Here is a 9,112-nt window from a genome sequence, read left to right on the forward strand (position 1 = left end):
ATGGAAATGAAATTCACAGAGTACCAACGATGTATCCGAGCAGTCAGACCTGCAGCTGTTGTGGCTACAGAAATCCACGGATAAAAAATCTGGGCATTCGTATCTGGGAGTGTCCCAAATGCCATGCGGTTCATGACCGGGATACGAATGCAAGTATCAATATTCTGAAAAAAGGACTGCAGATGCAGTCTGCATAAAGATAAAAACTGTACCGTAGGGCATACGGGAACAGTATAAATATAGCTTGTGGACACTGTGTAAGACATTGCAGTACCGTAAGGTGTTTGCCAATGCAGTAGTGGGAGAAGCAAGAATCCCCCTGCTTTAGCTGTGGGGAGTGTCAAACAGGTCTGCGCTATGAGGGTGGACGAATGGTGGATATGTACCGTACTCTGGACAGTATCCCGGTTCTTGCAAAAGCAGGCGGTATTCTGGTGATGACCGATGAGATCCGTGGAACAGAGGCGGAAAAGAATCCGGAAAGCCTGAATATCCGGGTATTCCCGGGTGCTGACGGAAGCTTCAGATTGTATGAGGATGACAACGAAACCTGTGCTTACGAAAATGGTGCCTGTGTATTTACGGAAATGGATTATAAGGAAAAGGATCAGGGAGTGTTTACCATTCATCCCGCACAGGGAAAAACAGAGTTGATCCCGGCAAAGAGAGCTTATACCGTGGAGTTCTGTAATTTTGCGAAAACAGGAACAGATACTGTGAAGGTTCTGGTTAACGGAGCAGAGACTGAGGCTGCTGTAAAATATGAAGAGAAGCTTCAGAAGATCTGTGTGGAAGTGGAAGCAGACACAGCGGCAGAGGTGCAGATCATTCTTGCAGGAGAGGTAGCGGATAATCGTATAGAGAAACGTATCTTCGATTTCCTGAACCAGGCAGAGATCGGTTTTGTACTGAAGGACAGATTATATCAGCTGATCACAGCCGGAAAGAAGCTGCCGGTTCTTTTATCTGAGCTTCAGTCTATGGAGCTGGACAAGGATCTTTACGGAGCACTGATGGAGATCCTGACTGCGTAAAACATGAATAAAATCGCGTTTCCAAACCATACTATCATTATTATCAAAAGAAAGGATGATCATAATGATATTAAAGGAAAAAGAACGCACAGTGATCCAGGATCTTCAGACACAGGAAAAAAGCTGCATTGAAAAATACGGAAAATACGCACAGCAGGCCAGGGATCCGGAGCTTAAAAGCTTATTTCAGACTCTTCAGAAAAAAGAGCAGGAGCATTACGATTCCCTGAGCCAGGTGCTTTCCGGTACAGTTCCACAGGTAAACTGTAATGACAGTGACGGCCGTGATTACCAGCCAAAGGCTGCTTACACATCGGTGATGTCCTCAGAGGATAAGGAACACGATGCTTTTCTTGCAACAGACTGTATCGGAACAGAAAAGCTGATTTCCGGAGAATACAACTCGGATGTTTTTGCTTTTGAAGACAGTGGTGTGAGGAAGCTTCTGGCAGATATCCAGGTGGAAGAGCAGAATCATGCGGAGATGCTTTACAAATATAAGACTGTGAACGGAATGTTCTGATATATAAAAAAGGGAGGATTTCAGTAATGGAATTCTTCCTTTTTTTATTATATAATCAGGAGAACAGCAGGGAGAAATACTTTCCTGCAAAGAGAGGAGAAATAAATATGAAGGGAACCAGCTGCGAATACTGTGCAAACTATACATATGATGAAGAGTGTGACGAATATTACTGTGATGTCAATCTGGATGAGGATGAATATTATCGTTTTGTGAGCAGCGCTTACAAGGAATGTCCGTATTATCGTTCCGGAGATGAATATAAGGTGGTACGTCATCAGATGTGATACAGAGTAACGGAAAAAACAGAGCAGAAGATAATGTGATAAGACAAAAGCAGGTTTTCCACGAAAAGGAATGAGAGTTTTGTGGAAAATCTGCATTTTGATGTTTTGATATGTGCAAAAGGCTTCAAATTTGTAAAAATTAGCGTGTTTACATTTGAAAAAAATATCTTTATAATAAAAATATTGGTCTGACAGGTGGAACCTTTATACCATCCAGACGATGATAATGCTACAGAATTTTGTCTGAGACAAAATTTCGGGTAAGCGTCTGACAGACTTATAATAGATTTTTTGATTTGACGGAGGATGTGACAGATTGGATATTATAAAGAAATTCGGGGATATGGTGGGAGAGAAATCCATCAGGGATCCGGAAAAAGCACGAAAACTTCTTCTCACTGGATACCGGCTTCAGGAAAAACGTCTGCAGCTTTTTCCTGACAGGAAGCTTCCGGCTTCGGGACAGTATGTAGCCCGTGTAGTCATGCAGAATATTATCAAAGCCCTTGCAAAACCGGACGATACCGCTCTGGTGAGCATTTTTGTACCGGGAGAGCTTCTGACAGCAGCAGGGATCACTCCGTATTCCGTGGAGGCAATGTCCTGCTTCATCGCCGGAACCAGATGTGAGCAGGCATTTCTGGCACAGACGGAATCAGAGGGCTTTCCGGAAACCATGTGCTCCTATCACAGAGTTTTTCTGGGAGCGTCCATGACAGGATTGGTACCGAAGCCCAAATGTACCATCTACACAAACCTTGCCTGCGATGGAAACATGATGACGTTTCCTTATCTGAAACAGAAGTATCAGATTCCGGGCTTTTATATTGACGTACCCTATGAAAAAAATCAGGATTCCATCAGCTATGTTGCAGATCAGCTCCGCGAGCTGAAGAAATTCCTGGAGGATGTAGGCGGGAAAAAAATCTCCGAGCAGTCGGTACAGCGTGCAGTTGCCAACAGCAATGAAGCGGCCTCCTATTACAGCAGCCAGCTTGCCCTCAGAAAGGATCACGATCCGGTGACTTCCCTGACAAATGAGCTGTATGCGATCTTTATGTGCCATCTTCTGGCGGGCTCAGAGGAATCCCTGAAATACACAAAAATGCTTCTTGAGGATGTGAAGAAGGCACCAAAGGGGGAAGGTCTTCATATTTTGTGGATGCATATGATGCCGTTTTTGCAGGAGCCGGTAAAGGATGTATTTAATTACAGCCAGAACGTGCATATCCGTGCCTGTGATTTTGTTGCAGACGGTTTTCAGCGGATGCAGGCCTCGGATCCTTATGAGGCCCTTGCGGAAAAAATGGTCAACTGCATTTACAATGGAAGTGTGAAGCAGAGGATTCGGCGTGCCCAGGAGCTGGCGAACCTTACAGAGGCAGACGGCGGGATCCTTTTTGCGCATTGGGGTTGCAAGGGAACCATCGGAGCTTCCAGCCTGATCAAAAATTCTCTGGAAAATGCAGGACTTCCCACCATGGTCCTGGACGGTGACGGCTGCAACCCGGCCAATTCCAGTGACGGCCAGGTATCCACACGACTTCAGGCATATCTGGAAATGCTGTCAGAAGGTAAGGAGGAAAAACGGTCATGATACATTACGTCTGTAAATATACACCGCTGGAGCTGTTTAAGGGCTTTGGCGAGGAATGTGCGGTTCTTGAGGAAATGCCGGAGAATTTTGAGCTTTCGGACCAGATCGCCCATGCCAATCTCTGTGGCTTCGGAAAATCTGTGATCCAGGCAGTGCTGGAGGGAAAGGTAGAGCAGCTTGTTCTTGTTAACTGCTGTGATTCCATGCGCCGTGTGTACGACATTGTGGAAAGTACCGGTAAATGTAAATTTCTGTACATGCTGGACATGCCTCATGAGGATAACGACTGTGAAAAGGTGAAGCTTGCCCAGGGCATCCACCGTCTGAAGAAAGCTTATGAGAAATTTTCGGGGAAAACCTTCGACAGAAGTGGATTTCTGAATGCTTTTTCCCATGAGACTGTGGATAACCAGCCGTATATCGGTGTTCTGGGTGTCCGTGTCAGCGGCATCCTGGAAAAAATGATCCGGGATAATATCCGCATGGATGTGGAAAACCTGACCTGTACAGGTGGAAGACGTCTTGCAGTGATCCGTGAGGAGCTGGAAAAAATGGAAGACGATGCCATGTTCCTGGCTTATGCGGATGCACTTCTTTCCCAGATGCCCTGCTTCCGTATGAACAACAGCACCCGAAGAAACCGGCTGTATCTGGATCCGAACCTGAAGGGGATCATTTATCATACTATTAAATTCTGCGACTATTACGGATTTGAGTATGCAAGCATCAAGCGTGATATCAAGGTTCCGCTTCTGAAGATCGAGACAGATTTTACAAGCCAGAGTGCAGGACAGCTCCTTACCAGAGTGCAGGCTTTTGCGGAGACCCTGGAAGGCTCTGAGGATATGGACCCATCAAAAGGAATCAGTGAGGAGGTAAGGAAAAAAATGGAATCAGGAGTTTATTATGTGGCAGGGATCGACAGCGGTTCCACAAGTACAGATGTTGTGATCCTGGATAAAGACGGAAAAATTAAATCGACCATGATCATTCCCACAGGCGGCGGCGCTATGATGAGTGCAGAGAAGAGCCTGGAGATGGCCGTGGAAAAAGCAGGGATCAGGAAAGAAGATATCGTGCGTATCGTTACTACCGGATATGGACGTGCCTATATTGACAGTGGTGATGACAGTATCACAGAGATTACCTGTCACGCAAAGGGAGCCCATTATCTGAATCCGAATGTGCGTACAGTTATCGACATCGGCGGTCAGGATATCAAGGCGATCAGCATTGACGAGAACGGTGCGGTAAAAAATTTCCTGATGAACGATAAATGTGCAGCAGGAACCGGACGATTCCTGGAAATGATGGCCCGTACTCTTGGACTTTCCCTGGAGGAGATGAGTACCCGTGGCTTGGAGTGGAAAGAGAACGTAGTGATCTCAAGCATGTGTACTGTATTTGCAGAGTCCGAGGTAGTTTCCCTGGTTGCCCAGAATAAGGACGTGGCAGATATCATCCATGGTCTGAATGTATCTGTTGCTTCCAAGGTAGGAGCTCTTGCAGCCCGCCTTGGCAAAAAGAATCCGGGGGAATACATGATGACCGGTGGTGTTGCCAGAAATAAAGGTATCATCCAGGCACTGGAGGAGAAGCTGGGGGCGAAGCTTTATATCTGTGATGAGGCACAGCTTTGTGGTGCGCTTGGTGCGGCACTGTTTGCTTATGAGAAGTGTAATGCGGCACGGTGATCAGATCAGACAAGTTGCCTGCGCAGTGAATGCAGAGTGTGAATACCCTTTTGGTCAGGGGCGGCGTGCCCACTCACTGGGCGAACAGCCACAGTTCTTTCGGAAGTACCGGCTGAAGTGGGAGAGATTTGAAAATCCGCACAGCAGAGCCACCTGTTGAACAGGCAGAGCTTCGTTGGTGAGCAGATTTTTGGCTTTTTCCAGACGGAGCAGATTCAGGTCAGCATGAGGGGTGCTGTCAAAAAAATTCCGGTAACAGGAATAAAACTGACTTTTTTCGAGATTAGCCATGGCGCAGAGCTTTTCTGTTGTCCATGGCTTTTCGTAATTTGTAAGCATTTCCAGACGGATTTTTTGGAACAGGCTGCAGAGTTCCGAGTCTGAAGGCTTGCCTGTATCTGTACTGCGGAGTTCCCGCGAGGCTGTGATCATCAGCTGGCAGAGCAGGGCATGCTCGTAGTCCCGGGAAAAAACTTCTCTGTTCAGATATTCATGCTGCAGCTTCTGGATACAGTGATCGATCTCCTGGCAGTCACTGGGGTAAAAAATTTCGTTGCAGGGAAGTCCGAACCGTTTTGCCAGATTTTCTCCGCAGGAAAAATGGACATAACTGTTCCGAAATTTTCGCACAGCCTGATAATGCTGGGGATTTCCCGGAATATAAAAGATGCAGGCATTATCCCGGGTGACAGTAAGCTGACCGTCCAGATAAACCTTCATTGGTGTTTTAAATAAAAGAAAAAGAAAATCTCCGCTTCCCTCCGGTCGGAAAATCCTGTCGTAATCGGAGTTGGAACGGTTGTATTCGCAGAAATTTAAGGTGAAATCCATGAAAATGCTGCGCTCCTTTCATTACGTAGATCAGACAATCCGACTGTGGCATTGTAAAGAACTTTCTGTCTGGAAGTATAAAGTAAAGTGACAGAGGGACGTCCGTCTGGTAAGACTGTCTTTACGATAAATCTTACCGGAAAAAAAGTCAACTGTTTCGGAAGATAATCACTGGTATGGATAGAACCGGATGGTAAAATGAAACATAGAAACGGTTGATTTCCGATCTGTCTGAGAGTGTGTGAGCGAACAGAGGCGTAAGAGCCGGTATATGGCGGAATCGGAAACAGAGTCCAATGCAGTGGCAGGCAGAAAATAATAATTTACAGGAGGATTTTTACAATGAAAAAAGCGCAGATCATCGTGGACAAATATTTCCTCACCGGAAAAACAGACAAAAGGATCTATGGTTCCTTTATAGAACATCTCGGACGTGCGGTTTATGAGGGGATTTATCAGGAAGGCAGCCCCCTTTCTGATGAGCAGGGATTCAGGAAGGATACTCTGGAACTGGTAAGGGAGCTTCAGGTACCGATCGTTCGTTATCCGGGCGGAAATTTTGTATCCGGATTCCGCTGGGAGGACAGCGTCGGACCGAAAGCTCAGCGTCCGTCCAGACCGGAGTTGGCCTGGGGCGTGATCGAGACAAACCAGTTTGGTCTCAATGAGTTTGTGGACTGGTCCAGAAAAGCTGGCAGCGATGTGATGATGGCAGTAAACCTGGGAACAAGAGGACCGGAGGATGCGAAAAATCTTCTGGAATACTGTAACTTTAAGGGTGGTACCTATTACAGTGATCTCCGTAAGGCTCACGGCTATGAACAGCCGCATGATATCAAATTATGGTGTCTCGGAAACGAGATGGACGGTCCGTGGCAGATGGGACATAAAACTGCGGCAGAGTACGGAAGAGTTGCAGCAGAGACTGCCCGCCTGATGAAATTTATGGATCCGGAGGTTGAGACTGTTGCATGCGGAAGCTCCAGTCTGGAAATGCCTACCTTTGGCTCCTGGGAGTATACGGTTCTTGACGAGGCTTACGATCAGGTGGATTATCTTTCCCTGCATCAGTACTATGGAAATGCATCGGGAGACACTGCCGATTTTCTGGCAAGCTCCAAGGGCATGGATGATTTTATCTCAGGAGTGGTTTCCATCTGCGATGCTGTAAAAGCAAAGAAGCATGGAAAAAAACAGATCAATCTTTCCTTCGACGAATGGAACGTATGGTACCACAGCAATGAACAGGATAAAAAACTGGAAAAATGGGTACAGGCGCCCCATCAGCTGGAGGATGTTTATAACTTTGAGGATGCACTTCTTGTGGGAAGCATGTTGATCACACTTCTTCGTCATGCAGATCGTGTAAAGATCGCCTGCATGGCACAGCTGGTAAATGTTATTGCGCCGATCATGACATCCGATACAGGCGCATGGCGTCAGACGATCTTTTATCCGTATATGCTGACAAGTGTGTTTGGAAGAGGAACCGTCCTTAATACACAGGTTCTCACACCGGTATACGAGAGCAAAACTTATGGCGAAGCGCCATATCTGGATTCTGTGTGTGTCTGGGATGAGGAAAAGGATACGCTGACGATCTTTGCAGTGAATAAGAGTCTGGATGAGGATATGGAAGTTTCCTGTGACTTGAGACAGTTTGAGGAATATAAGATCGTAGAGCATATCGTGCTGAATAACGATAATCTTCAGGCAGTCAATACAGAGACGCAGCCCGAGAATGTAGTTCCTGTAAAAGCCAGTGCAGAATGCTCAAAGCTGGACGGCGGAAAACTGGAAGCAGTTTTTGCAAAACACAGCTGGAATATGATCCGTCTTGCGAAATAAGGGCCGGTGAAGTATAGTAAAAGCAGTTACAGAAAATGTAAATCATGCTACATTATGGGAGGTCTTTTTATGTACACACCTGCAAAGGAACGCTACGAAACTATGGAGTACAACCGCTGCGGTGAAAGCGGCCTGATGCTTCCGAAGGTGTCTCTTGGATTATGGCATAATTTCGGAGATACTTCTGATTATGAAAACATGAAGCAGCTGTGCTTTACAGCTTTTGACAATGGTATCACACAGTTTGACCTTGCCAATAATTACGGACCTGCCTATGGAAGTGCGGAACGGAATTTCGGCAAGATCCTGAAAGAAGAACTGATGCCATACCGTGATGAGCTGATCATCACAACAAAGGCAGGCTATGATATGTGGGAAGGCCCTTATGGAAACTGGGGCAGCCGCAAGTATCTTCTGGCGAGCCTTGACCAGAGCCTGAAGCGCATGGGTCTGGAATATGTGGATATTTTTTACCATCACAGAATGGACCCGGAGACTCCGCTTGAGGAGACTATGGGGGCGCTGGCAACAGCGGTTCAGCAGGGCAAGGCCCTTTATGTGGGACTTTCCAATTATGATGGAAAAACCTTAAGCCAGGCGGCAGCGATCCTGAAGGATCTGAAATGTCCCTTTGTGATCAACCAGAACCGGTATTCCATTTTTGACAGAACTGTGGAAGAAAACGGTCTCAAGAGAACCACCGGCATTTTGAAAAAAGGTCTGATCACCTTTAGCCCTCTTGCTCAGGGACAGCTGACAGACCGTTACCTGAACGGGATCCCGGAGGACAGCCGTATCCGCAAAGATGGAAGATTCCTTAAGGAAAGTGTGCTGACGCCGGAGCGTCTGGATCAGATCCGGAGACTGAACGATCTGGCAGCCCAGCGTGGAGAGAAGCTGGCTGATATGGCGCTTGGCTGGCTGCTTCAGCATAAGGAAGTTACCAGTGTTCTGATCGGAGCTTCCAAGCCGCAGCAGATCCTTGATAATGTGAAAGCGATCCACTGTGCACCGTTTACAGCTGAGGAGTTGCGTCTGATCGACGAGATCTCAAAATAAGATTTATATACTTCCTGTTTTACTATGAAAAGTAGTGAAACAGGGAGTTTTTTATGCCAAAATAATTGTTTAACTGAATCAGGAAAGTCTCCGGGTTACTGTTCACTGGTAATATTCCGCGAGGTGTTTTTTGTGAGCGAAGGTCACAGAAAACCCGAGACATACCGCGCGAATTTATGCGATTAGCATAAATTCTGTGCATCGCGAAGCGTGTTGCTGAGAACGGAGTGAACAGTAAC

At 46.5% G+C, this 9,112-nt stretch carries 9 protein-coding genes; 8 read left to right on the top strand and 1 reads right to left on the bottom strand.

The window, feature by feature from the left end; all coding sequences use genetic code 11:
• The 6 genes from BLP57_RS17095 to BLP57_RS17120 form a co-directional block, all read left to right on the top strand.
• The coding region (locus BLP57_RS17095) for a zinc ribbon domain-containing protein (RefSeq protein ID WP_092072574.1) at window positions 1-197 on the top strand (197 nt) is incomplete at its 5' end.
• 174 nt (window positions 198-371) lie between these two features.
• Window positions 372-1,034: a DUF5110 domain-containing protein gene (locus tag BLP57_RS17100; protein WP_092073476.1), complete on the top strand. Its 663-nt coding sequence runs from the start codon at window positions 372-374 to the stop codon at window positions 1,032-1,034.
• Window positions 1,035-1,098: 64 nt separating this feature from the next.
• On the top strand, window positions 1,099-1,557 hold the full coding sequence (locus tag BLP57_RS17105; RefSeq protein ID WP_044961927.1) for a ferritin-like domain-containing protein: 459 nt from the start codon (window positions 1,099-1,101) through the stop codon (window positions 1,555-1,557).
• Window positions 1,558-1,664: 107 nt separating this feature from the next.
• On the top strand, window positions 1,665-1,844 hold the full coding sequence (locus BLP57_RS17110; protein ID WP_092073491.1) for a DUF6472 family protein: 180 nt from the start codon (window positions 1,665-1,667) through the stop codon (window positions 1,842-1,844).
• Window positions 1,845-2,160: 316 nt separating this feature from the next.
• Window positions 2,161-3,441, top strand: coding sequence for a 2-hydroxyacyl-CoA dehydratase subunit D (locus BLP57_RS17115; protein WP_092073479.1), 1,281 nt, complete (start codon window positions 2,161-2,163; stop codon window positions 3,439-3,441).
• Window positions 3,438-5,135, top strand: a complete 1,698-nt coding sequence (locus BLP57_RS17120; RefSeq protein ID WP_092073482.1) for an acyl-CoA dehydratase activase — start codon at window positions 3,438-3,440, stop codon at window positions 5,133-5,135. The genes BLP57_RS17115 and BLP57_RS17120 overlap by 4 nt, the downstream gene beginning before the upstream one ends.
• A 54-nt stretch (window positions 5,136-5,189) precedes the next feature.
• On the opposite strand, the gene BLP57_RS17125 is transcribed toward BLP57_RS17120, so the two are convergent.
• Window positions 5,190-5,966, bottom strand: coding sequence for a helix-turn-helix domain-containing protein (locus BLP57_RS17125; protein WP_092073485.1), 777 nt, complete (start codon window positions 5,964-5,966; stop codon window positions 5,190-5,192).
• Window positions 5,967-6,308: 342 nt separating this feature from the next.
• On the opposite strand from BLP57_RS17125, the gene arfA reads away from it, so the two are divergent.
• Entirely contained in the window at window positions 6,309-7,814 is a 1,506-nt protein-coding gene (arfA, locus tag BLP57_RS17130) for an arabinosylfuranosidase ArfA (RefSeq protein ID WP_092073488.1), read from the top strand.
• 69 nt (window positions 7,815-7,883) lie between these two features.
• Window positions 7,884-8,873, top strand: a complete 990-nt coding sequence (locus BLP57_RS17135) for an aldo/keto reductase (RefSeq protein ID WP_059086650.1) — start codon at window positions 7,884-7,886, stop codon at window positions 8,871-8,873.
• Window positions 8,874-9,112: the final 239 nt, after the last annotated feature.

Origin of the sequence: Blautia sp. SF-50, from assembly GCF_900101315.1 — a bacterium.
Lineage (GTDB): Bacteria > Bacillota > Clostridia > Lachnospirales > Lachnospiraceae > Blautia_A > Blautia_A fusiformis.

Bases quoted from the DNA above. Each gene is read 5' to 3' on its own strand.
- BLP57_RS17105 (WP_044961927.1), top strand. From the start codon at position 1,099: ATGATATTAAAGGAAAAAGAACGCACAGTGATCCAGGATCTTCAGACA.
- BLP57_RS17135 (WP_059086650.1), top strand. From the start codon at position 7,884: ATGTACACACCTGCAAAGGAACGCTACGAAACTATGGAGTACAACCGC.
- BLP57_RS17100 (WP_092073476.1), top strand. From the start codon at position 372: ATGGTGGATATGTACCGTACTCTGGACAGTATCCCGGTTCTTGCAAAA.
- BLP57_RS17125 (WP_092073485.1), bottom strand. From the start codon at position 5,966: ATGGATTTCACCTTAAATTTCTGCGAATACAACCGTTCCAACTCCGAT.
- arfA (WP_092073488.1), top strand. From the start codon at position 6,309: ATGAAAAAAGCGCAGATCATCGTGGACAAATATTTCCTCACCGGAAAA.
- BLP57_RS17110 (WP_092073491.1), top strand. From the start codon at position 1,665: ATGAAGGGAACCAGCTGCGAATACTGTGCAAACTATACATATGATGAA.
- BLP57_RS17120 (WP_092073482.1), top strand. From the start codon at position 3,438: ATGATACATTACGTCTGTAAATATACACCGCTGGAGCTGTTTAAGGGC.